The organism is Deltaproteobacteria bacterium (assembly GCA_020848905.1).
Classification (GTDB): Bacteria; Myxococcota_A; Polyangia.
The window spans coordinates 11,685-35,853 of the sequence record JADLHG010000056.1 but is presented as its reverse complement, the minus strand read 5'-3'; the positions used below and the strand labels follow the sequence as shown (position 1 = coordinate 35,853).

Below are 24,169 nucleotides of genomic sequence, written 5' to 3'. Positions count from 1 at the left end.
TATCGCCGAGCTCCTCGAGCGCCTCCCTGCCGACCCAACACGTCCTCTCGAGGACATCCGGCCCCGGGACACCGACGCCTGGCGACGCCTCAACGAGCTCCGCGCCACGCACGCCCACCTCCAAGGACCTGATCTTCCGACCTGGAGGGCCTCACAGCCCCAGCTCGAGAGCCCTGCAGAAGAGGCGTTTGTCGAACGCATCATCTGGCCCTACTACGGCCCAGCCGGCCTCGCCCGTCTCGACGCGCAGGTAGACGTCGTGCGGCCCGACGGCAAGGTCGCGCGCATCGACTTCGTGTTCCGTACCCCGGGCCAGCCCATCTACATCGAGGTGGAAGGCCGCAGCTACCACGGCGAACAGGAAGCCCCCGAACAATTCGAAGAGGACCGCGTCCGCTTTAACGAGCTACACGTGGCAGGGATTAGGCCGCTACGGCTGTCCGCCAAGAGCTGCCTCGAGCCCACACCCAAAGCGATCAGATCGCTGCGCGAGCTTCTGCTTCGCGAGGGCATTTCCGGTGTCACCGCTCCCGGCGATGCTCTAGCGGGAGCGACGCTGGAGCCGGCCGCCGCGTGGCTCCTGGGCAACCTCGGCGAGAGCGTACCGCGAGTGGCTCGTATGCTGTTCGACGCCCTCGCCGCTGAAACAACGAGGGAAGGCCTGCCACGTTCGATCCTCCTCGGCCGCGGGCTCGGTGGCGCAGCGGTCCTTGCCACGTTGGACGTCTTGGAGGCTGTACTGCGGCTCTCCGCAATGTGCGGCAGCACCCCGCCGCCGACCCAGGATACGCACATTGTCGTCGTGGAGCCGCACCCAGAGCATCGGAAGCTCGCCGAGCGCCTGCTCAACCGGTACCTAGGGCGAGCGCCCACCGAGCCTTGGAGGGAGACGGTTCGGTTGGGAACCGGCTACGCCCTCACCGTGCTCTTCGCGCCCCAGGCTCCTCCCGAAGCATCCTTCGAGCTGGTCGTCGGCCCAGTCCTGGACGATATCTCCGCGTCGGCGGAGGAAATCGACGCATGGCGCCGTGCTGTCGGGCCCGAGGGGATACTCGTTGCGGGAGAACCAGGCTCCCGCAGCCCGGATGAGCCCGTTGCACCGCCTTCTCCCCAAGCGCTCGAGCCCTTCCGCAGCCCAAGTGACGTCGACACCCTATGGTTCCTCGAGCGGTTCTTCGGCCATCGCCGTTTTCGCGAGGGGCAGTGGCAGATCGTGGAGCGCCTGCTCATGGGGCAATCGGTTCTCGGCGTCCTACCGACCGGGGCGGGCAAGACTGTCTGTTTTCAGCTCCCGGCGCTGCTGTCCCCGGGCACGGCTCTTGTCGTGAGCCCGCTCGTCTCGCTCATCGAAGACCAGGTGCAGAACGTCCGCCGACAGGGTCTCGATCTTGCGGGCGGAGTGCACGGGGGGATGCCCGATGATATGCAAGCGAGCGAGCTGGCGCTGCTCACGACCGGCCGACGGAAGTTCTTCTATCTCTCACCCGAGCGTCTACAGCTCGCATCCTTCAGATCCAAGTTGAGGAGCTCCCTCGAGGACAAGCACGTTGCGGTCTCGTACTTCGTCGTGGACGAGGCGCATATCGCGTCGGAGTGGGGACACGACTTTCGCCCCTCGTATCTGGAGGTCCCCGACCACGCGCATGAGTTTGCGCCCGGGCGCCCGGTCGCCCTTCTCACCGCCACGGCCTCCAAGGACATTCGCGAGGACGTCCTGCGCATGTTCGACCTCGCGCTCGAGCACGAAGTGCGGCCCAAGGATTTCGATCGTCCGGAGCTTGCCTTTCAGGTCCTGACCGCACCGACGGAAGACGCGCGCATGACCGAGCTCTTGCACCTTCTCCGGGAGGGTCTGCCTGGCGATCTCGCGGGAAGCCGTAGCTTCGAAGCCCTCCACGGCAGCGGAGAGGGCGGCTACACCAACGCCGGGCTCATTTTCACGCCCTTCCGCAAGAGATCGGAGAAAGACGATGGGAAGGTCACCCTCCGCGCAGCCGAACTCGCACGTGCCCTCCGCCAGGGGGGCCTCACGGCCGACCACTACATCTCCTCCGACGCCGCGAACGACCTGCACGTGGCGCACAAGCGCTATGTGCAGGAGCGCTTCAAGGAGGACCGACTGCCGATCGTCGTTGCGACGAAAGGCTTCGGCACAGGCATCGACAAGCCGAACGTTCGCTGGGCCATCCACACGGGTCTCGCCGGCTCGCTCGAGGGCTACTATCAGGAGGCCGGCCGGATCGGTCGGGATCGCAAGGACGCGCGGGCCGTCCTCATTTGGGCCCCGCGAGTGCCGGAGTGCAGCACCGACTGGGGCGTCAAGGCGCCTTCCTGCCTTACGGAGCCCAAGTGCGACTACCGTCTCGCCGAGAAATGCTCCTTCTCCGTACAGGCGTTTCTCCTGTCGAGGAGCCGCCCGGGCCCCGAGGCCGACATGGCGCAGCTTCAGTACGCTCTGAAGGACTCCCTCGCCGCTCACCTCGAGCGCGGAGGCCAGGTGCGTGTGCCCATTTCGGCGGACGTGCGCGCGGAGCTGGTCAACGAGAAGAGGCTCAGACAGCTCCTCGACGACCTGGTGAAGATTGGCGCAGTGAGCCGGCATACAGCCAAGAACCCCAAGACCTCCGTATGGCGGACCATCTATGCGACCGTGGGCGCCGCCGACGCCGCCTCGCTTCAGCGCGCCAACCCCGCGGTCGTGCATCCCGGCGCCGTAAAGAGCTTGTCCACGAGCGGCGTCATCGAGAACCTGCTGGTCGAGGCGCTCGGACGGCCCAGAGACCACGCCGAGAGGGCAGCCTCAGTCTGGGCCCTCTGGCTGGCCCACATCCCGCCGGGGCAGCAGGGGAAGATCCCGTTGACGCTAAAGGCGAGCTCCGGCGACTCCTCGACCGAAAAGCTCCTCTATCGGCTGAAGCGCCTCGGCGTCGTCGAACGCTACGAGCAGGAAGCGCACGCCTGGAGGACGATCGTTCTCCCCCACGAACGCCCGCGCCTGGAGGCGTGCGCGGAGAGCTTTCTCGGCCGAGTTCTGAAAAGCCAGGCAGACGTCGCCGCCTGGATGCGAAAGCTACGGGAATCCCTCGACGCGGAGCGGGGCGCTCTGAACCAGGTCCTGACCGCGCTCCGGCTCGTCGTGAACGCGGACTACGAGATCTTCGCTCGGCAGCGCTGGCAGATGCTCCTCAATCTCGAGGACTACGCCGCGTCGACCGAATGCCGCAAGTCGCGCCTGCTCGGCTTTCTCGGCGATCCGAACCCACCGACGAGCTGCGGCCGCTGCGACGTCTGTGGCATTCGACCACCCGTAGAAAGCCGATCCGTTCGTGCGGCGCAACAAGCGCCCCATGCAGCGCCCTCTGCTGCACCGCTACCTGCGCCTGAGCCGGCTCCGACACCTACCGCTCCGGCCGACGAGCCCGCGGCCGAGCGAATTCACGTAGACTTCGCGGCCCACGGTGGCACGCTGCCCTTCGACGCACTGCAAGATCTGACCCGCGATCGCCCCACCCCTGCGTTGAGGCAGCTCCGCGACGCGTCCCTGCGCCGGCTCGAAGAAGATCCGAACGATGTCTTCGCCCTCGGAATCCTCGTCCGGGTCTGGCATGGGCTTGGTGATCCCGATCGCGCCCGCCGAGACGCAAAACGGCTGCTTGAGGTCCTGGTCTTCCGCGGGGAGGCGAACCCCCTCAACGAGGCGCTGCGCACCATGCCTCCCGCCACTCTCGCTCGACTGCTCAGCGAGGAGCGCACTCCGATCGAAAAGCACCTCGGCGCCCGGGAGTACGCTCTGTTATGCGGCGACACCGCTCTCGCGCTTGACAACGAAGAGGCCGCGAATGTCGCCGTAGCGCGCGCCCTTCGCGCGCTCGTCGCTGAGCCTCTACCCACGGAGCCCTGACCATGATGGACTGGCTTGCGAAATCGTCGACGCTTTCGGCGGAGCTAGCGGCCCTCGCCTCGGAGCGCGACCGCTGGGTGAAGTCCCTGCGAGAGATTGAGAAGGACGCCTCCGCGGCCATCACGGACGCGCGCTCTGGCGCTCAAGCCGCGCGGCGGGAGGGCGAGGCAGTGCGGGCCGCAGCCGCCGGGGTGCGTGCCGAGATGGCTCACCTCGCCGAGACCAAGTCCGCCATCGAAACCTGGCTCGACCGCATCAAGGTCAGCGCCGCCGACCTCCTCGATACCCTCCCGCATCGCACCGAGGAGATCGCCCACAACGTCGTCCTCGACGTGAGGACGCGCACCGCGAAGTGCGAGGAAGACCTGCGGCGCCTCGACCAGCGCCTCGGCCCCCTCGCAGCCGGGCTCACCGACCTCCGCGCCGACCTCGAACGCCGCGAGACTCGCGTCCTGCGCCTCGAACGATCCCTGACGACCCTCCGGCGATGGACGGTGGCGGCGATACTGGCCCTTGTTGCCGCACTCGCGCTCGTTGGGCTACGAGCCCACGTTCAGTAGGTCGATACCTTCTGTCGTCGCTTCCCGCCCCCTACCCCACTCCCACATTTCCTCCCGCGGCCACCACCGACGCGGCGGCCTCGGGGTCGAGGAGGCGCGTGGCGCGGAGCTCGGAGAGGAGGCCAGGGGGGAGGCAGGGCTCGAACTTGCTCAGGCGGGCGCGCGCGGCGGCGTCGGCCAGGCCGAGCGCATCGGCGGGGCTCGGGCGGCCGGTCTCGCGCCAGGCGCGCAGGGTCTGGCGCACGGCGACGAGGCTCTTGCCCGCCTGACCGCGCAGGCTGATGGCCGTGTTGCGGCTCGTGACCCGGCCCCCGAGGGCCGCCTCGAGCATCCGGGCCAGGAGCAGGTTCGCCGCGCCGCCTCCGAAGGTCCACCAGACGAGCTCGTCGCCGGTCTCCACCAGGGGCGCGCGGGCCTCGCGCAGAAAGGCGCGATCGGCCCGCAGGGTGGCAAGCGCCTGCCGCGCCCGGGCGGACCAGCTCGGGTCCAGCTCCGCGCCCACCAGGACCTCGCGCATGGCCTGGCACAGCTCGTAGCCGAGGAATCGCCCCCCGCCCGACCAGCGCGGCGCGCGGCCTCCCGGGGCAGGGCGCACGATGCAGCTCCCGCGCTCCCAGTCCACGTGCTCGACCTGCCAGAAGCGGCCGGCCAGGGTGAAGCACCCGGGCTCCTCCTCGGTGTGGATCACCGACAGGAAGGCCGCGTCCACCTCGCCTATCTCGCTCGCGTTCCAGCGCACAGCGATGAGCCGCGGCGCCTCGAAGACGGCATAGAGGCGCCGGAACCCGGCCCGCCCGTAGAGCTTCTCGCCCGCCTCGCCGAGCCAGAGACGGCCGCCCTGATCGGACAGAATGCCGTTAGAGAGCATGTGTTCTAGAACACCTTCGCGCTCCGTCGCCTCGAGGCCGGAGAAGGCCGCCGCCCCCTCGAGCCAGGCCCAGAGGTCGCCGCGAGGGACGCCCCCCTGCGCCACCGCGAGGCCCAGGATCTGGTGGGCCAGAATGTGCGCCGCCCGTCCGCTCGGTCGCACGGGCTCGACGTACCCCCGGCGATAGAGCGCGACGAGCGCCGCGGCCTGGAGCACCGTCTCGTCCTTCGTCGCCAGAAACGTGCAATTCGGCCGCGCTCCCGGCCGACGCCCCGTGCGCCCCATGCGCTGCAGAAAGCTGGCCACGCTCCCCGGCGCGTCGAGCTGCAGCACCTGGTCCAGGTCCCCGACGTCGATCCCGAGCTCGAGCGCGCTCGTGGCCACGATCACGCAGTCTTGCCCGTCGTGGAAGGCGTGCTCGGCCTCCCGCCGCTCCCGCACCGAGAGCGACCCGTGAATCACGAAGGTCTCGACGCCCCTCTGGTTCAGCTCGACCCCCAGCGTCTCCGCATGGCGTCGCGCGTCCACGAAGACGAGCCGCTTGCGCCCCGGGTGCAGCGCCTGGATCACGCGCGCCGCGTTCTCGACGCTCCCCACGTGGTCCACCGTGAGGTCGGCCACCGCGCGCTCCCCCGCCGGATCGACGACCAGGCCCTCGCGCCGCGAGCTGCCCCGCACCCACTCGAGGATCGCGCCCGGGTTGCCCACCGTGGCCGACAGCCCCACGCGCTGCGGGTCCCGGCCGCAGCACCGGGACAGGCGCTCGAGCAGCGCCGACAGGTGCGCCCCCCGGTCGTCCGCGGCGAAGGCATGGATCTCGTCGATCACCACTGCCTGGAGCCCGGCGAAGAGGGCCCGCGCCGGGACCCGGGTGCTCATGAACATGGCCTCGATCGACTCGGGCGTGGTGAGCAGGATGTCCGCGGGCTCCCGCAGGAAGCGCCGCCGCTCGCTCTGCCCCACGTCCCCGTGCCACTTGAAGGCCCGCCGCCCAACGAGGCCGGCGTAGTAGGACACCCGTTCCTCCTGGTTGTTCAGGAGGGCCCGGATCGGCGAAAGGTAGACGACCGAGACGGGCCGCCAGCCTCGCTCGTCCATCGCCGCGAGGAGCGGAAAGAAGGCCGCCTCGGTCTTGCCCCCCGCCGTGGGCGCGAGCACCACGCAGTTCTTGCCGTCCAGCACCGGCCCGATCGCGGCTTCCTGCACGGGACGCAGCGCGGGCCAGCCGAGCGTGTTGATGATCTGATACTGGAGCGCGGGCGAGAGGCGGGAAAAGGCTGCGGTGCTCACGGGCCCTCGGTTCCCCCGTCGCGATCGCCCCCGTCGGTCAGGTCGAGCTGGATCTCGTCCACGGTCCGCGCGATACCCGCGGCCGCTCGCTCCTCGGGGAGCAGCTCGCCGGCCTCCACCACCAGCGCGTGGTGCAGCCGCGGCTCGAAGTCCGCGTGCTCGTCCACCTGGTCCAGCAGCCCGACCAGCCGCTTCAAGTAGATCCGCGGCGCGACGCCCGCCTTGCCTCCCAGGGCACCCGCCACCCCGACCGCGAGACTCCGCAGCACCTCGTCGTCCACCTTCGCGGCGATGCGCTCCGGGGCCGCGCTCGGGTAGAGCGCCCGCACCCGCAGCCCCACGGCCACCAGCTTGTCCAGATCGAAGGGCATCAGCCGAAGCTGCGGCGCCCGCGCGCTGTCGAAGCGCGGGTCCTCGGAGAACTGCGTGTGCAGGCGCTGAGCCAGCGGCGGAAGCCGCTTCACGCCCTGCGGCCCGTCGAAGAACTGCGGCGTCCCGGTGACGAGCACGTAGAGCCCCGGATAGCGGTCCGCGGAGAGATCGTCGATGAGCTGCCTGAGCGCGTTCAGACTCTTCTCGCGGCTGTCGGCGCGCACGCGCTGGATCGTCTCCACCTCGTCGAGCACCAGCACGAGCCCCACCCGCCCCGTCTGCCGCAGCACCTCGAGCAGGCCGCGCAGAAAGCCCCCCGCCCCGTCGTGGTCCAGGTCCCCCTTCAGCCCCGCCACCCGCGTGACCGCCGCACCCACGTTGGGCTGGCCCATCAGCCAGGCCACGAGGCCCTCGGCCGTCGCGTGATCGCCCCGCACGCGCGCCGTGTGACAGGCCCGTAGCGCCGCCGCGAACTGAGGCTGGGTGGCGCTCACCGACCGCAGCCGCTGCTCGAGGAGCTCTCCCACCGCGCGGGCCACCGCCTCCGGCTCCGCGGCGAGCCCCGCGTCCCCGCCCAGCGCCTCCTCCTCGAGCTGGAAGAACCAGCGATCCACCAGCGAGCGAAAGGCCCCGTCGGTCCACTCGCGCGTCTGCAGCCCCTCCACCGCGCGGCGATACACCGTCTCCAGCCGGTAGAGCGGCGTCTCGCGCTCGGAGATCTGCACCAGCGTCGTGGCGAAGCCCTTGGCCAGCGCCCGATGCTCGAGCCAGCGCGCGAAGAAGGTCTTGCCGGTGCCGTACTCCCCGCGCACGGCCTTGAACTTGCCCCGCCCGATCGCCGCCGCGTCCAGCTCCTCGTCCAGCGCGCGCTCGAAGCGCTCGAGCCCGACCGCGAAGAGCTCGAGCCCCCGCCGGGGCACGGCGCCAACCCGCAGCGCGTCGATGATCTCCCGCCGCTTGAGCGGACTCGCTTCGGTCACAGGGCCACCTCGAAGAGCTGGCGCAGCTTCTCGGGATCCAGCTTCACTTCCCGGGCCTTCGGATCGTACTTCAGCACCTCGTAGCCGTCGACGTTCAGCACCTCCTGCAACACGGCGATGAAGCCCTCCACCCGGAAGCGCGGGATCGTGAGGCCGGCCGCGAAGGCGTCCGCCGAGCACGTACCCTTGCGCTCGAGCAGGAAGGTCGCCGCGCGCAGCACCTCGTCTCGCACCTTGCCCGCCGGCGCGCGCGCCTTGAGCACCGCGGAGCTCGCGAGCGGGCTCTCCACGCCGCCGTCCGCTCCCAACGGCACGGGGCCCGGCTGCGCCGCGACGCTGACCGCCGGCACGTCGAGCAACGGGAGCTGCGCCTCGGACACCGTCGATTTCGTCCGCCGCGTGGGCGGTGGCGTCGCTGGAACCTCCCCGCTCGCCTCCCCGGGCACGTCGACCGGCTCCCTCACGTCGAAGCACCACCAGCCCGGCACGTGCGCCGCGCGCACCGCGAGCGCCGGATCGTCCCCGCCGGTCCCGAGCCCGTCGTCGCAGCCGAGAAGCAAGCACGGCACCACCACCTCGGCCAGCGTCGCGCCGCCGTGCTCGCCCGCGTGGGTGCTGCCCCCGTAGCGGCTCGCGTCGTCGGCGAGGAGCACCACCCCGCGCGCGCCCTTCGGCGCCCAGATCCGCTCGCCTCGCAGCGCGAACGCGACCTCGCTCTCGCCCAGCACCTCCTCGGGACCCGCCCAGGCTCGCCATCTCGCCCCGCCCGTCGCCGATCGAGGACCGACCGAGACCAGCCGGTCCGCCGGGACGTGCCCGTGGTCGCTCGCCAGGAGCACGCTCCGCCCGTGCTCGCGCGCCCGCTCGAGCAGATCGGGCAGCGACGCAATGCTCTCGACCTCCCAGGCCACCCGATGCCCCGGGTTCCCCCGCAGCGCGTCGTCGATCGCGTTGACCACCAGGGCCACAACCCGGCGGTCCGGGTCCGCGACCAGGTTCAGCGCCTCCGGGGAGGCTCCCCCCGCCCGCGTATGCCCTTCGCTGCGGAGCAAGAGCGGCGGCGCGTCGGGGCCGCTGAAGTACTTCAGCACCTCGCGATGCGCTCGCCAGCGCACCGGGTCCTGTTGCGAGTCCAGGCCCTGCCCCGGCACCACGGGCTTGCCCGCGAAGAAGGCCGCCCGGCTCACCTCCGTCACCGTCGGCAGCGCGGCGAAGACCACCGGGTAGAGGCCCTCCCCGTGGCGCCCGTGACGCGAGGCATGCCAGGCTAGCGGCCCCCAAGGCGCGGCCCGATGCCCGAGCGACTCGAGCAGCTCCACCGCCTGCGCCCAGGCCATCCCGTCGAGGAGCAGCACGAGCAGCCGCCGCTCCGGTCGCTCGTCGAGGAAGCGCACCGCGAGCCGCGCCACGGCCCGGTCGATGGGCAGCACCTGCTGCGCCGGCCCATCGGCCTCGATCCAGGAGACGAGGCTCCGCGCGAAGCGCCGGTCGAGCTCCGTGCGCGCCGCATCGGCCGCCGCCACGACCGCCTCGACGCCGCGGCCGAGCGGCGTGTCCGTCGCGCCACGCGCCCAGCGCCGTGCCCGGTCCACGTAGCCCCCCTCCTCCGCGTACCAGCGACCGAGCGCCTCGGCCTCGGACTGCGGCGTCGCTCCCGCCTCGAGCCGCTGACCCGCGCGCACCGCCAGCCACCCGAGGAGCCGCACGGCCATCTCCGCGCGTCCGAGCTCCGCGCGCTGCTCCCGATCCGAAAAGAAGAGGTGCGCCTCGAGCGACCGCAGCCCCTCCACCGCCGCGCGCACCGCCGCCACGCTCGGGCTCCCCGCGCTCTCCTCCAGCCTCCGACCGAGCGCCTCCAGCCGAGCCCGCCACGCGCTCGGCAGCAGCTCGCTCCCCGACGCCGCCTCGCGGATCACCGCGTCGTCGAGCCGGGCATCGGCCGCGACGATCAGCGCCCGCGCGCGCTGGCCGCCGTCACCCGCCTCGAGCGCTCGCAGCCCGGCCGAAGCCGCGCGTCCCAGCGCCCGCGCCGCCTCCGCCGCCTCCTTCTCGCTCGCGATCCCGAGCGTCGCCCGCAGCGTGCTCCGCACCCAGAGCTGCACCTCGGGTCGCGCGCTCGGCCCGAGGGTCGCCAGGACCACCGCGAGCTCGAGCGGCACCGCCCCGCGACCGGCCTCCCAGGCCTGCCAGACGGCCGGTCCCGCCGCGCCGAGCTTCTCGCGCAGGTGCGAGAGCAGCGCCTCGCGCACCCCCTCCGCCTCGGGCGCGCCCATCGCCTCGCGAAACTCGGCCCCCCGGCCATTCCGCGCCGCGAAGGCGAGCAGGGTGTCGAGCGCGAGCCCCCCCGCCACGTCCACCTGCCAGCTCGCGCGCAGCCACTCCGCCCACAGCGCCTCCAGCGTGAGCCGGCCCCCGGTCGTGCCGTACCGCCCCTCGCCGCCCGGCCGCAGGAGGTACTTCGCCAGCGGACAGCCCCGGACCGCATCGTCGAGCTCGCTCACCCCGAAGAGGCGCTTCAGCCGCTCGTCGCGCCCGATGGAGAGCACCCGCCCGCCGCACGCGAAGCGCCCGGCCAGGTCGAGCGGCACGCGCAGCGCGTTCCAGCCCAACAGAAAGGCCATCCGGCGGTCGTCGTCGGCGAGCGGCGGGAGCGCCGCCCGGAGCTCGAGCTCGCTCCGCACGGGCACCACCTCGAAGCGTCCGGCGTGCGCCACGTCGAGTAGCTCGGCCTCGCCCGCCCCGAGGAAGGCCACCAGGTGGTGCCGCCGCTCCACGCGATAGAGCTCCGCCAGCTTGGCCTCCACGTCGGCGCGCGCGAGCAGCGGCAGCTCGATCATGCTCCGGGCTCCCGCGAGACGATCCGGAGCTCCCCGGTCACGGTCACCGACTCACCCCCGGCCGCGAGCGCCCCCTCCGCCTCGGCCAGCACCGCCCGCAGAAGCTCGATCGCGGCCGCCCGCCCCTCCCCCTTCAACGCGCGCTCGTAGACCACTCGCCCCACCAGCTCGACCGGCGAGAGCAACCGCAGCCCCTTCTCCGCCAGCGCGCGCAGCCTCGGCGCGAGCCGCACGTTCAGCTCGTCCTGCCTGAGCGCCCCCGCGACCTCCTCGAGCAGCTCCGCCGCCCCCGCGCGCTCCGTCCGCCGCGCCGCGAGCTGCCCGATCGCGCCGAAGACCAGCGCGTCCTCGAGCACGGCCAGGGTCTCCTTCGCTGTCCGGATGCTGGCCCCCAGCGCCCGCGCGCTCGTCTCCGGCCGGAACGCCGCTAGTAGCTCCACCTGGGTCTTGCTCCGCTGGCCCGCGAGCGCCGCGCAGAGCGCCTCGGCCGAGCTCGCCGTGCGCAGCCGATCGACCGAGGTCTCGAGGCCCAGCGCCTCCAGCCTCCCGCGCAGAAGGCCCGGGAGCCTTGCGCAGGCCGGCCCGAGCTCCTTCAGCTTGCCCCCGAGCTCCGCCTCAAGCCGCTTCAGGTTGTCCCCGTGCAGGGCTTTCCCGGCGTGCGGGAGACTGAAGGCCTCCCAGACCAGCCCCAGCGCCGCGTTCCACGCCGCGTGCGTCGGCAGGTCGGGCTTCTCCAGCACCACCTCGTCGGGGATCCGCTGCCGCGGCTTCACCTCGAAGGGCTGATCCCCGAGCACCAGCGTCCGCGCCGCGTACCGCGCGTAGCACCGCACGACCAGGTCGAGCGCCTCGGTCTGGAGCCCCATCCGGCCGCCCTCGTCGATCCAGCGCCGCACCTCCCCCACCAGAGGCCGCTCGCTCGCCTGCTGCTGCCGCCGGTTCTCGAGCTCCTGCAGCCGCCGATCCTCGAGCAGGTGCGCCGCCCCCTCGGTCACGCGCACCAGCCCGAGCTCCCCGAGCGTCCCCCGCACCTCCTCGGCGAGCGCGCGCTCGGCCACCGGGATCCGCTTGTCCTCCGCGTCCACGAGCTGGCCGAACACACGCACCAGCTCCTCGACGCGGTTCGCCGTGAGCGGCTTCGTGAGCTGCGGGTGCCGCGGGTAGCGCGCCTCGAGCAGCGCCTTCACGTAGGCGTCGATCGCGTCCGCCAGGTTGGGCGCGAGCTGCGCCCGGAGCTGCACCCCCGGCTTCAGCACGTGCAGGTGTCGCTCGACGAGCCGCGCGCTGTCCAGGTCCCCCTCGCGCACCTTCGCCAGGCCATAGGCCTGTGCGAGCGCCTGCCGCAACCGCGACTGCTTTTGCGTGCGCAGGTTCGTCAGGTCGTTCACGGCCCGGCCCTGCTGCTCCACGCTCAGATGCGAGACGTACTTCCGCGTCTGCGCCGGCGTCGCGAGAATATGCTCGAGCACCACCAGATCGCCGAGCATCTGGTTCATGGCGTGCGAGAAGAAGCTAGGCACCCAGACGAGCGTGTAGCTCCCGGCCCCCTGCTCGCAGAAGGCCTGCAGGTGCGCCTCGTCGTCCGCCGGCCCGAAGCCCGGCTCGTCGAAGGGGTAGTCCACGATCAGCCGCCAGTCGTGCGCCTCCGGGCAACGCAGCGCCTCGGGCGAGAGCTTGCGCACGTTGGCGAAGGCCACCTGTCCCCGCCGCCGCGTGCCGCGCCACTCGAGCTCCCAGTCGACGGCCCAGTCCTTCACCTCCCCGACGCCCATCTCGTGAAAGAGCAGATCGCGGAGCACGCGCTGCCGCACCCCCGGGGTGTCCTCGCGCCGCGCCTGCTCGAGGATCGGCTCCAGGTCCACGCCCTCGAGCTGCAGCCGCACGCTCGGATCGGCGTTCCGCCCGAGGTGGAGCTGACCGATCGCGCTGGCCCAGTCCTGCAGCTTCTTGGCCACCGCGTTCGCCTCGTCCCCCGGGATCGGCACCCTCAGCGAGCCGTGGTTGAGCTGCACGAGCTTGCTCGCGGTCAGGTCCTTGAGCGACGGCACCTCGGGGACCAGCGCCGCGACGAGCAGCGTCTTGATCAGCCGGTTGTCGGTGCGACAGGCCCGGTTGGGACAGTTCGAGCAGCCGAGCCGCGCCGGATGATCGGGCCGCAGCCTCTGACAGCGCTCGGCGGTGGTCGTGCCGTGCCGGTCCTGCAAGAGCGGCAGGAACTGATAGGCGTAGAGCTGCTTGGCCGACTCGAAGCGCGCCTTCATCGGCCCCGAGGCCGTGTCCTCGCCCCCCGCCAGCACGTCGTAGAGGTCCCCCACGCACACGACCTGCCCGAGCTCCAGGTCCTCGACGTGCTCGACCAAGAGCTCGGTGAGCAGCTTGATCGCCGTCCGCTCGCGCTGCAGCGAGTTCGAGAGCGCCACCAGAGCCTCCACGAGCGCGGGGCTGAAGGGATAGAGCCGCCGGAAGTCCTGCGCGTCTAGCTTGCCCAGCAGGGTCTGCCAGGTGGCCTCCCCCACGCTGGACTTCATCTGCTGAAAGGCCTGGTCGAGCGTCCGCCGCGCCTCCTCGCTCCGCGCCCTGAGCACGCGCTTCTCGGCGATGGCCGGCAGGTTCCGGTCCTCGAGCGTGACCTTCTCGTAGCGCCCCTCGGACCACTTCAGCGAATCCCGTACGCGCGCGTTCTCGCTGCCGGCGTAGTCCTCGCCCACCATCTCGGCCAGGTCCCGCTGCCGCGCGATGAAGCTCACGAAGGGCAGCGCCCGCGACGCCTCCTGCGCCTCGACGAGCTTGACCATCTTCTGCACCTCGTTGTGAAACCAGGTCACCTCGGCGGCCCGCGAGGCCAGCCACAGCACGAGCTCGTCGAGAAAGAGCACCACCCCCTGGTAGCCGAGCCCCTTCGCGTGACGACCGATCACGGCCAGGCCGCTGTCCAGGTCGATGAGCTTCCGGTGCTCCTGGGCGTAGGAGCGAAAGCGCGTGGTCACGAGCGCCGAGAAGAGCGCCTCGCGCCCGGCGGGATCGGTGGAGCCCGCGGCGGCGTCGAAGCGGTCTCTGTCCCAGACGGGCGCCTGGCCGTACTCGCCCCAGGCGTCGTCCGTGGCGAGGCCCGCGTTCATCGGGGCGAAGAAGGCCTCGTCCCCGAGCTCCTCGCGCATCCGACGCGCGTCGGAGAAGAGCTCCTCGTCGGCGAAGAGCCCCGGCAGCGGCGCCCCGGCGTGCTCCCGGCGCACGTGCTCGAGGTAGCGCAGGAAGATCGCCTGCTCGAGGCTCTCGTGCCCGACCAGGTGAAAGTGGAGCAGAAGGAGCCGGGCCTGGCCCACGAAGGGGTGCTTGGCCCGCAGGGGGTGCAGCTCGGGCAGGCGCCAGACCGGCTCGCTCCCGCCGAGCGCCAGGCTCACGAGCGCCATGAAGTGGGACTTGCCGCTGCCGAAGCTGCCGTGGAGGTACGCGGCCTGGCTCCGCCCGTCCCGCAGCGAGGCCCCGACGAGGCGCAGCGCTCGGTCGAAGGCCTCCACCAGCGGCGGGGTGAGGACGTAGTTCGCCGCCGTCGTCTCGGGCCGCAGGATGGCCTCGGAGAGCTTTTCTACAAAGGCGATGCGGTGGATGCTCTCCGGCAGCTCGAAGAGCTCCTTCACGCGGGGACCGCCGCTCCGGGTGCCTTGGTTGCTGGTGGCCTGGCTGGTGTTGACCGGAGCCGTCTCGCGGGTGCTCATGCTTCCCCCTGCTTCTCGCGCGTCGCCCCGGCGCCCGCGCCACGCTTGCCCCGGCCCTTCGTCTCGGTCGGCCTCCAGGCCTGGAGCTCCTCGTGGGTCAAGGAGAGCTCGCGGCCCTGCCCGTCGAGAAACCCCTCGAAGTAGTCCCCGAGGCGCAGACCGTCGAACTCGGGGTCCGGCGCGTTGTGCCACTGCTTGAGCCAGGGCACGAGCTCGAGCAGCCCCGCGAGCAGCGGGGTCAGGCGGTCCCGACTCCAGCCCTCGCGGGTCTTGCGGTCGTTGTAGAGCGCGGCCAGCGCCTGGGCCCGCTCGAGGTGGTTCCACCCGGCCCAGCCATAGAGCGGCTCGCCGTCTTCGTCGGAGGCGCAGCCGGGGTAGGCGATGAAGCGTTCCTTCGGTACGTCGAGCGGGCCGCGGAGCCGGAAGTACTTCGAGTCAGCGAAATCTTCGGGGGTGTACTTTGGCGGCACGGGGATCTCCGCAACGCCGGTCCCCATGTCCTCTCGCCGCTGCAGCTCCCACGTCGCCTCCCACAGCGCTCGCTTCTCCATGCCGCCGCGGCTGTACCGCAGGGCGGCAATGTAGGGGACGCTCTCCTCGGCCATGGTCGCTTCGAGCCATGGCTTCACCTCGGCAGATCCCGCGTGTTGCCACGCCAACGTGATCATCATGCCTCGGTGCTTCTGCACGGCCCGCACGAGCTCTGCCCTCGAGACCGCACGGCCGTTGGACGCACTGCGCAGGAGCTGCTCGAGCTCCACCTCAAGCCACGCAACAGCTTGGTCGTGGAGGATCTTGGCATCTGTCTCGACTTCCTGCGCCGCCTTTCCCGCCGGCTGCAGCCACCTGCGCTTGTTCTCGGGACTCTCGAGCAGACGTATCTCGGCATTCTTCGAAAGAAGGCCGCCCCGGCTCTCGTACGTTGCTCGCTGCGTCGGCCCGAGCTCGCGGACCGCGTCGGGCCGTGGCTGCGTGCCGTGCCACGCGAAGTAGCTCTTCACCCCCGGCTCTACGACCGCCTCGGCAAGCTGCACCTCGAACGGCCGTGCCCCAAGGGGCACACCGGCCACCGATTCGACCGGCGCATGGTCACCCTTTCGTAACAGCCCGAACATCTCGTAGGTGAGCCAATCCAGCTCCTCCTGCAGCGCGACAAGCCGACGCAGCAGGGCTTCGCGTTCAGCTATCGCAGCGACTACCTTGACGCCAAGCTCGTCGTGATCGGCAGTCGTCTCGATCAACCGTGCGAACTCGATTGCCTGCCGCCGATCTTGAATCTCTACCATCGCCCTCGCGAGGCCGATCAGCTCGCCGCCGCGTTCACCTACCCCGGGTGGTATTGGAAGATTGCCAACCTTCGTCCCGTCAAACTCGTAACGCACCAGGTACGGCGTCGCGTTGGCCTCCGATGTGTTGTTCATACCCTTCGGCATGCACACCTGCTTCATCCAGAAGCAGGCGGTGGAGCTGTTGAGGTAGGCCAGCAGGGCCAGGTGGTCGTCCTCGGTGGCGGACGCGGGGAGCTTGATGATTGGCGCGCTCCGGTTGAACACCTTGCCGCCGCGGTCGAGGACGAAGTGGTTGTGGGTGGCGACGAAGGCGAAGGCGATGCTGAGGGGGGTGCGGAGTTTGTCGGCCGTAAGCCTCCCATATTCGTACCACTTCAGCCCGCCCTCGACCTTCGTCTTTCCACCGAACAGCTTGTTGTTCGCGAGAGATGTGCGAAATGGCCAGAGGGCCGCGATGTCTCGATGGTCGTCGGGAGCGGGTTCCAGGTCGCTCTCGTATGGGAAGAAGGCCTCCGGCACCTCGCCTATCACCCAGTCGCGGATGGCTTCTCCGATAACCATCGGGCGAAGGCGTACTGGCGGGACGCCGATCCTGCGCCATGCATCGATTGCCCGTAGGTACACTTCGTCTTCAAGCGTGAACGAGGAGATGCCGATGCTCTGCGCAACGTCCCCCAGTCGCTTCTCCGCCCGCTCCTCCAGCAGGGCCTTCAGCTCAGCCGCACCACCGCCCCCGAGGCTCCAGGGATGCTTCGCCAGGTCGGTCCGCGCTACCCGCGCCACGGAGATGTAGTCGTTTTCGAAGCCCACCTCTAAGAAGTGATCCGCGACGCTGCGCCAGACGAGACCCTGCTCCGGGTCCTCGGGGGTGGAGGGCTCGCCGCGGCTGGCGAGCACGGTCAGCACGTCACTCCCCTGGGGCGGCTCGGCCGTGCCGAAGAGCAGCACCGTCGGCGTGCCGTGCCCGGGGATGTAGGCCCCCGAGGTGTTCACGATCAGCTCCAGGTTCACCGTCGGGAGCACCTCCTCGATCAGCTTCGTGCCGAACTCCCGCTTCATGAAGGAGTTGGCGGTGATCATGCCTACTTGCCCGCCGATCTTTCCCGCCAATTGGAAGAAGCGTTCGGTAAAGGGCACGGCCAGCGAGTACTTGCCCGCCGCCGACCGGTAGCTCTCCCGGTAACGTTCCCGGAGCGCCGCGTCCTTGACCGTGATGTAGGGCGGGTTGCCCACCACCGCCGCGTAGCGCCGGTAGAGCACCTCGCGCGCGCCCGCCTCGTCCTCGAGCGCCCACTCCGCTCCGTGCCACGGCCTCGCCTTCGTGCTCGCCCGATCGCCGAAGCTCGTCTGCTTGAGGTGCGGATTGTGGAGCAGCGAGTCCGCCACGACCAGATGCAACGGGAGCGCCGGCGCGTCGGCGAGGCGCGCGTAGCCCGCCTTCTCGAGGAAGGCCAGCGTCAGTCGCACGCGCGCGATGGCCACGGCGTAGGGGTTCAGGTCCGCCCCGAAGACCGCGTCGAGCGCCCTGCGCGCGGCCTCCCGCGGCTCGAGGCCCGGCTCCGCCCGCAGCCGCTCGTGGTAGAGCCGCTCGAAGGCCCCGAGGAGGAAGTGCCCGCTGCCGCAGGTGGGATCGATGAGCTGGGTCTCGTCGAGCCCGAAGCGCGAGAGAGCCGGCTCGAGCGTGCGGTCCAGGATGAAGGCCTCGACGAAGCGCGGGGTCTGGAGCAGGGCGAAGCGCTCCTTCACCTCCGGGTCCAGGTCCTGGTACAGGTCCCCGAGGAAGCGCGTGTCCGCCTGGCCGAAGCGCAAGGCCGGCGCCTCGATCGTCGGCGTGCGAAAGAGCGAGAGCAGGGCCTTGGCCGCCTCCGCCGAGGGAGCGAGCAGCCAGACCGGGTTGTGCCGCGCGTCGAAGAGGTCCCGCGCCGCCGGAAACCCGCACAGCTCCCGAAAGACCGTGAGCAGGTAGTCCCGCTCGGTGAGCGACGGGGCGAGCTCGAAGAAGAGCCGCTGGCTGTCCGCCGCCCCCGGCCCCGCCAGCCGCGCCCGGCCCAAAAGCCCCCGGTCCTCGAGGGTGCGCACGAAGACGCACGAGAGCAGCCAGGCCGCCCCCACCTGCGCAATGAACCGGCCCTGCCACTCGAGGAAGCTGTCCGCCGTGCGTCGCGCCGCCCTGTCCGCCGCGTGCCGCGCCTCGAGCGCCGCCCTCACCGCCGGCGAGCCCTTGGCCCGCGCCAATAGATCCGCGTTCAGCACCTTCAGGACCGGCTGCGCCGCCCGCAAAAGCCCCGCCCCATCAAGCGCCGCCCGCGGATCCGCCTGCCCCGGCAGCTCCTCCAGCCTGACCTTCTTCCTCTGCCCTGCCCCTCGCGCCATTCTTCTACCCGCTACCCCGCCAGACGTCGTCGGGGCTGAACGATCCCAGCCAGGGCCAAACGCTTGCCGTGGCCGTCATTGGCCGTGAAGGTCACGGATCCCTTCCCCGGCACCAGCCAGTGCCAGCTACCACCCTCAAGCGAAACCTTGGATCTCGCCGCTATCGCCTCGGTGCCCTGCTTCTTCTCGATCACCTCTTGCACCGCTCCTGTGGAGCTGGCCGGGTGGACCTCGATCAGCTTGAGCGCGCACCCATCGGCCACGACGGCAAGGTAGTCGAAGAGTCTCTCGCCTTCTCGCTGCCCGCCAGCCCAGGCGACCTCGAGATTCACCGAGCCATCGAGCTTCGGCTCGATCAGCGTTCGATGAACGCCGTCGATCGCGCCCTTGCCTCGACGGAGGTGCGCAGCCAGCGAAGCACCGGGCTGAGCGAGCGCACGTGACACCGCGCAGGCGTATTTCCCCGCGACGGCCGGCGCTCCACGGCTTCTCCTCCGCGTCGGCCCCTTCATGCCGCCCCCGCGAGCACGTCAGCGATGCGCGTGCTGTGGCCCAGCAGTCCCCCCCAGCCCGCCTCGGCGGCGTTGGCGGAGATGGGGTCCAGGCCGCTGATGTCTCGGGAGACGACGCGACCGTCCTCGAAATCCAGGTAGATGATCGACTGCGTCTTGCCCAGCACCGCTTTGCCGAGCTGCCGCGTGAAGGAGGTCGAGGGCACGCGGAAGATGCGGGTGAGCTTCTCGGGGCCCTTCGGGTCGTCGCGCAGCCGCTGCATGGCCCACAGCAGGTCCAGGACCAGCGGCGAGTGCGTGGAGAGCACCAGCCGGTAGCCGCGCCGCAAGGTCTCCATCAGCACCAGCAGCACCGCCAGCACTCCGTCGGGATGCAGCCCGAGCTCCGGCTCCTCGACGATCACCCACTCGATGGGTTTTCGCCGATCGGCGGCGCCGGCGGGGAGCGCATCGTAGAGCCCCACGATGAGCGGCAGCACCTCGCGCTGGCCGGTGGTCCACTCCATGATCCCCAGGCGGGTCTTCTCGTGGACCAGCCGCAGCTCTCGACCGCCGAGCCCCTTGGATTCGACCACGACCTTGCCGCCGTGAAAGAGCGAGTCGTCGAGGAGCGCACGGATCTCCGTGCGGAAGCGGCGATCGGCCGGAAACACGGTCACCAGCGCCCCCTGGCTCAGGTACTCGCGCACGCGCTCGGAGAAGTGCTTGACCACGAAGGGCGTCTCCTCGTCGAAGGCGCGGAAGATGAGCGGAAACCCCGTGCTCATGACCAGCGCCCGGTGCGCGGGGACGAAGAGAGCCTGGTGCGCCTCCGTGCGACGGCGGCCCTTGGCGAGCGCTCTCACGCTGAGCTTCTTCGACGCGAACCGCACGGCGGTGTCCGGCCTCAGACTCCCCGCGTAGCCCGCGCCGAACATCCAACCCAGCACGCGCTTTTCATCCTGCTTCACATCGAACCCGTGCTGCCCCAGCGTGCCGAGGATACGATTCCCGTCCACGGCCAGCTTGAGCCACTGCAGCACCAGGCTCTTGCCGCTCGCCTGCGGACCCACGAGCACGGTGATGTCCTTGAAGGGCACCTCCACCCTGCGGATGGGGCCGAAGTTCTCGACGACGAGCTGCTTGGTCTGCGCCATGAACCGATCCTTATGCCGCCGCGTTGTGCTTGTTCGCCAGCCATTCCGGAGAGACCCAGAGCACGTGCGACGAGAGTACGCCCGGAATGGCGAGCTCGCCGTTGATGCGCGGGATCCCCCCCGTGTCCTCCGCGGGCACGAGCAGGAGCACCGCCGCCGAGTCGGACCGCTTGCCGGTCTCGACGAGCGCCTCGAGAAACCCCATCAGGCGGTAGCGCGCGCAGGGTCCCGGCTGGACGAGCAGCAGCGGCTGCGCGGGGGGCAAGAGCGCCTCCGCGACGCGCGCCGCGGCGTCCTGCATCAGCTTGAGCAGCCGTTCCCAGCCGGGCCCGTGCCGCGCCCGGTCGGCCTGATGGACGATCTCTTCGCTCCGGATACCTTTCTTGCGCATCTCCTCGCGGGCCGCGGCGATCAGTCGTTGATCGAAGAGGACCGGGTCCACGCCGAGCCGCGCACCGACGGCCAGCGCCGCCTCGCGCGACCGGTCCGCGGCCACCCCGAGCACGCGGAAGCTGCGGCGCTCCACCGCGCTCCGGAGCTGCTCGTCGAACTGGCGCGCGGCGACCGCCTCGGGATCCATGGCCCGCGGCTGGCCCGGAAGCGCGGTGCTGACCCGGTGCAGCGAGGCATAGTGCGTCTCGAGCACGGTGCCCTCGGGAGCGCCTTCGCGTTCGTACCGGTCGAGCGACACGTTCCAGTAGAGCTCGTGGTGCTCGAGGAGCCGGTCCAGCTCGGGGCGGTCCGGCAAGGGCGCCGCGTCGGGGTAGCGTAGCGCCACGCGCCGCTGGAGCTCGCCCGCCGAGAGGCCGCTCGCCAGCACCGACGCCGAGAGGGCCAGCGCGCGCTCGGGGGCCATCCCGCGCGGATAGAGCTCGAGCCGGGTGGAACGCGCGGCGCGGTGACTTCCCGAGGCGGCCAGCTCCACCAGCCGATCGGGAGCCAGCGCCGCGAGCGGGCTCTCCGCCACCTGCTCGACCAGCCGGCGCGCCACCTCACCCGGCGAGGCGAGCACCTCCTCGGCGGCGAAGCGGTCGGCCGCCTCTCCGAGCAGCCGCACGGCACGGGCGTGCCCGTCGCTGGCGAAGAGCCAGGGCGTGCGGTCGTGGAGCCGGACGTAGCGCAGGCCGGAGCCGCCGTCCTTGCCCACCTCGGCCACCACGCGCAAGAGCGCCGCGGCGCGCGCCCGCAGCTCGGCCGCCTCTCGTGCGCGATCGTGCGGCAGCTCGAGCAGCAGCCGGTCGGCAGCCTGGGCCAGGGGCACGGCTCCGCCCGCGGCGTCCACCAGCGCCTGCACCCGCTCGCGGAGCTCGGGGAAGGCCTTGTGGGCGCCCCACTTCTCGCGGCACTTGCCGAGCGCGATGTAGATCGCCGCGGGGGTCACCGCCTCGGCGGCGGCCACGTCGCTCACCGTGAGGTCGAGGCGCCCGGCCGTCTCCCCGTCGAGGCCGAAGAGCAGACGGGCGTGCTTCACGTGCGCCTTGCGCGGGGGGAGCAGCGCTTCGAGCCAACCCTCGAGTGTCGTCGGCCGGTCCCGCTGGCTCGCGCGCTGGTTCTCCGCGGAGAGGGTCGCGGTGAGCACCTTCACGTCGAAGCCGTGGCGCACGGCGAGCGCCTGGACCTGCGGACCGGGAGCCGCGGCCACGGTCGAGAGCATGCGGAGCCCCGCATCCCGCAGCGCGGCGGACACGGATGCGTCGAGGCCCGCGGCCTCCACGACGAGATCCTCGCCCCGGTAGCCGGCGAAGAAGGGCTCGGACGGCGCGGGGGCCAGGGCTCGGGCGTCCCGCCAGCGGTTGCGGAAATCGAGGATCTCGCGCGCCACGGCCGTCCCCACGCCGCGGATCGCCGAGAGCCGATTGTCGGGGAGCGAGAGCAGCTCCGACGCCACGAGCAGCCCGGCGCGATCGAGCGCGTTCACCGCCCGGGGCGAGAGCGGCAGCGCGCCGATCGCGGTCTCCTCGGCGAGCTCGGCCAGGCGCTCCACGGGCAGCTCGATCAGGGGAGAAGACTCCCCGGCGTCGAGGCTCGCGCCCTCCTCCGCGGGAGCCTGGCAGGCGGTGACCCAGGCCAGACGCAGCTCGCGCGCCGAGGCAAAGCGGTCCTCGACCTCGCGCGCCAGGGCGCGCTGAAAAAACTTCACCAGCGCCGGCCGCACGGAGGCCTCGAAGCGCTCGGCCGCGATGGCGAGCCGCGCCTCGGGGTCGAGCGAGGAGCCGTCGGGACCGGAGAGGGTGGGGCGCACGCCGGTCAGCATCTCGTGCAGGGTGACCGCCGCGCTGTAGCGCTCGGCCGCGTGGTCCCAGGCGCCGCGCAGCCGGAGGAACGGGTCACGATAGGCGGCGGTACCCACGCCGAGCTCGGTGACCGGCGCGCCGGCAAGCGAGAAATCGAAGAGCGTGAGGTGCGCCGCGTCCTTGCCCAGCGCACCCACGCCCAGGTTGGCCGGCTTCAGGTCGCGGTGCATCTCGCCCCGTTCCTCGAGGTGCTCGAGAGCGGAGAGGAGATCGTCGCCGTAGCGGGCCGCGAGGTCGAGGGAGACGGTGCCCTCCTTGACCAGCAGCCGATGCAGCGTCTCGGTACCCGCCAGCGAGAGCAGGAGACAGGCCCGGCCCGCGAGCCGGAGCTCGTCCACGAGCTGCACGATGCGCGGATGCCGGAGCTCCCTGAGCGCGGCGGCCTCGTGCCGCAGCCGCTCGTCGTGCTCGGCCGAGAGGGAGACCTTCAGGGCGTAGGCGCGACGGTCGCTGCCCCGCTCGACGCGGAGCACGCGGGCCGTGGCGCCCTGGCCGAGGGTGCCGATGACCGTCAGGTCCCCGGCCAGCCGGTCGTCTTTGCGCGCGGTGAGGGGGTCCAGCTCGGGGGCCTGCGTCTCGGGCTCCGGACGCGTCACCACGTCGAGGAGCAGCTCGAGCCACTCGCTCACGTCGTCGGCACGCCGGGCGGGCGTGAGCTGGGTCGCAAGCCGCACGGCCTCGGCCACGGACTCGGGGATCGCGTCGTTCGCGCCGCGGGGATCGAGGCAGAGGTCCCGGCTGAGACGACGGTCCACCTCCACCGTGTCCTTGCCGGGGGCCTGGTCCGTGAGGAGCAGATAGGCCACCGCCCCGAGGCTGAAAAGGTCCGACTGGGGTCCGCGCGCCGACGGATCTTCGCGCAGCTCGGGGGCCTGATAGACCGCCCAGGGCGCCGCGGCGAGGGCCGACCAGTGGGTCGTCGCCTCCACCTCGCGCCCCGCGCCGAGCTGGAAGTTGATCAGTCGCACCTCGAGCGCGGCCCGCCGCCGCACGAGCACGGCCTGCGGCGAGAGCGCGCCATGCACGATGCCCTTGCGGTGACAGTGGCCGAGGGCCTGACCCACCTGCTCGAGGATCGCCACGCGGTCCTCGAAGGAGAGCTCGGGCTCGCGTCGCAGGTACGCGTCGAGCGGCAGCGCGTCGTCGAAGGGGTCGAAGAGCACCGTCGGGCCGAGCGGCGCGTCGGTGACATAGTCGGCGATGCGCAGGATGCTCGGATGCTCCCGGAGCTCCCAGAGGAGCTGCGTCTCGCGGTCCGCGGCCCGGCGAAGCTGCTGGCGCCGCGCGACCGTGGTCTGGTCGGGCACGAGATAGCTGCGCGCGCGTCGCGTGATCTGCGGCTGGTCGCGGTGCGTCGCGACCCGATCCTGATAGCCCGCCCCCTCCTCGAGGATCTCGCCCAGCTCGTAGGGCCCGACGTGGAGCTTCCCCTTGCACGGCCGCAAGCCGATGGCCGCGAGGGCACGCACGACGTCCTGCACGGTGCGGTGATCGAGCGAGCGGTCTGTCCGTAGCGGCCCGGCCCCCGGAAAGTCGTGGTGGCTTACGGCGCGGAGGAACGTGTCGCGCACGACCACATGCGAGTCCCCGTAGCGCTCGAAGCGCGTCTCCGCCTCGGGGTGGCTGAGGAAGATCAGCGGTTCCACGTAGGGGCAGCGGTCGGGCTGCGTCATCGCGCCGCGCAGGCGATTCTTCAGCACCTTCGCCTTCAGGTTGGCGAGCGACAGCGGGTTTTCCATGTAGACGCGGCGACTCTCGCCGGGGGGCGTGCGGTACCAGTCCTGGCGGTCGCCCGCGTAGCAGCCCGGCGCGCTCTTGACCTCGACGAGATAGAGCGCGCGATACCCGAAGATCAGCAGGTCCAGCTCGTAGAGCCGGCCGCTCGCGGGCTCGAAGAGCTCGAGCAGCGCCCACAGATGATATGGGTCGACGTTCGGCAGGCCCCGGATGGCGAAGTCGATGGCCTCCCGCTCGTGCGCGAAGGGCGTCGTGCCCTGCTGAACGATGCGCGTCGTGGCGAGGGTCATGCGCGGGCGACTCT

General features: G+C 71.2%; 10 protein-coding genes. 2 read left to right on the top strand and 8 right to left on the bottom strand.

From position 1 onward, the window contains the following. Window positions 1-331 precede the first annotated feature (331 nt). Complete coding sequence (locus IT371_23630; protein ID MCC6750669.1) at window positions 332-3,901, top strand: RecQ family ATP-dependent DNA helicase; 3,570 nt, start codon at window positions 332-334, stop codon at window positions 3,899-3,901. Window positions 3,902-3,903: 2 nt separating this feature from the next. Continuing rightward, window positions 3,904-4,461 (top strand): hypothetical protein, encoded by a 558-nt coding sequence (locus IT371_23625; GenBank protein ID MCC6750668.1) that lies wholly within the window; start codon window positions 3,904-3,906, stop codon window positions 4,459-4,461. Between the two features lie 31 nt (window positions 4,462-4,492). Here IT371_23625 and IT371_23620 read toward each other — a convergent pair whose 3' ends face one another. From IT371_23620 to IT371_23585, 8 genes are all read right to left on the bottom strand, one after another. After that, complete coding sequence (locus IT371_23620) at window positions 4,493-6,619, bottom strand: DEAD/DEAH box helicase (GenBank protein ID MCC6750667.1); 2,127 nt, start codon at window positions 6,617-6,619, stop codon at window positions 4,493-4,495. Next, window positions 6,616-7,971, bottom strand: coding sequence for a BREX system ATP-binding protein BrxD (brxD, locus tag IT371_23615; protein ID MCC6750666.1), 1,356 nt, complete (start codon window positions 7,969-7,971; stop codon window positions 6,616-6,618). The genes IT371_23620 and brxD overlap by 4 nt, the downstream gene beginning before the upstream one ends. Beyond that, entirely contained in the window at window positions 7,968-10,808 is a 2,841-nt protein-coding gene (gene pglZ / locus IT371_23610; GenBank protein MCC6750665.1) for a BREX-2 system phosphatase PglZ, read from the bottom strand. The genes brxD and pglZ overlap by 4 nt, the downstream gene beginning before the upstream one ends. Next, on the bottom strand, window positions 10,805-14,524 hold the full coding sequence (locus IT371_23605; protein MCC6750664.1) for a hypothetical protein: 3,720 nt from the start codon (window positions 14,522-14,524) through the stop codon (window positions 10,805-10,807). Before IT371_23605 ends, pglZ begins: the two co-directional genes overlap by 4 nt. After that, window positions 14,521-18,186, bottom strand: a complete 3,666-nt coding sequence (gene pglX, locus IT371_23600; protein ID MCC6750663.1) for a BREX-2 system adenine-specific DNA-methyltransferase PglX — start codon at window positions 18,184-18,186, stop codon at window positions 14,521-14,523. Before pglX ends, IT371_23605 begins: the two co-directional genes overlap by 4 nt. Before the next feature lie 11 nt (window positions 18,187-18,197). Beyond that, a complete protein-coding gene (locus IT371_23595) occupies window positions 18,198-18,632 on the bottom strand; it encodes a hypothetical protein (protein ID MCC6750662.1) in 435 nt (144 codons plus the stop codon). Window positions 18,633-18,694: 62 nt separating this feature from the next. Next, window positions 18,695-19,834: an ATP-binding protein gene (locus tag IT371_23590; protein ID MCC6750661.1), complete on the bottom strand. Its 1,140-nt coding sequence runs from the start codon at window positions 19,832-19,834 to the stop codon at window positions 18,695-18,697. Window positions 19,835-19,844: 10 nt separating this feature from the next. Next, a complete protein-coding gene (locus IT371_23585; GenBank protein MCC6750660.1) occupies window positions 19,845-24,155 on the bottom strand; it encodes a protein kinase in 4,311 nt (1,436 codons plus the stop codon). Between the last annotated feature and the right edge of the window lie 14 nt (window positions 24,156-24,169).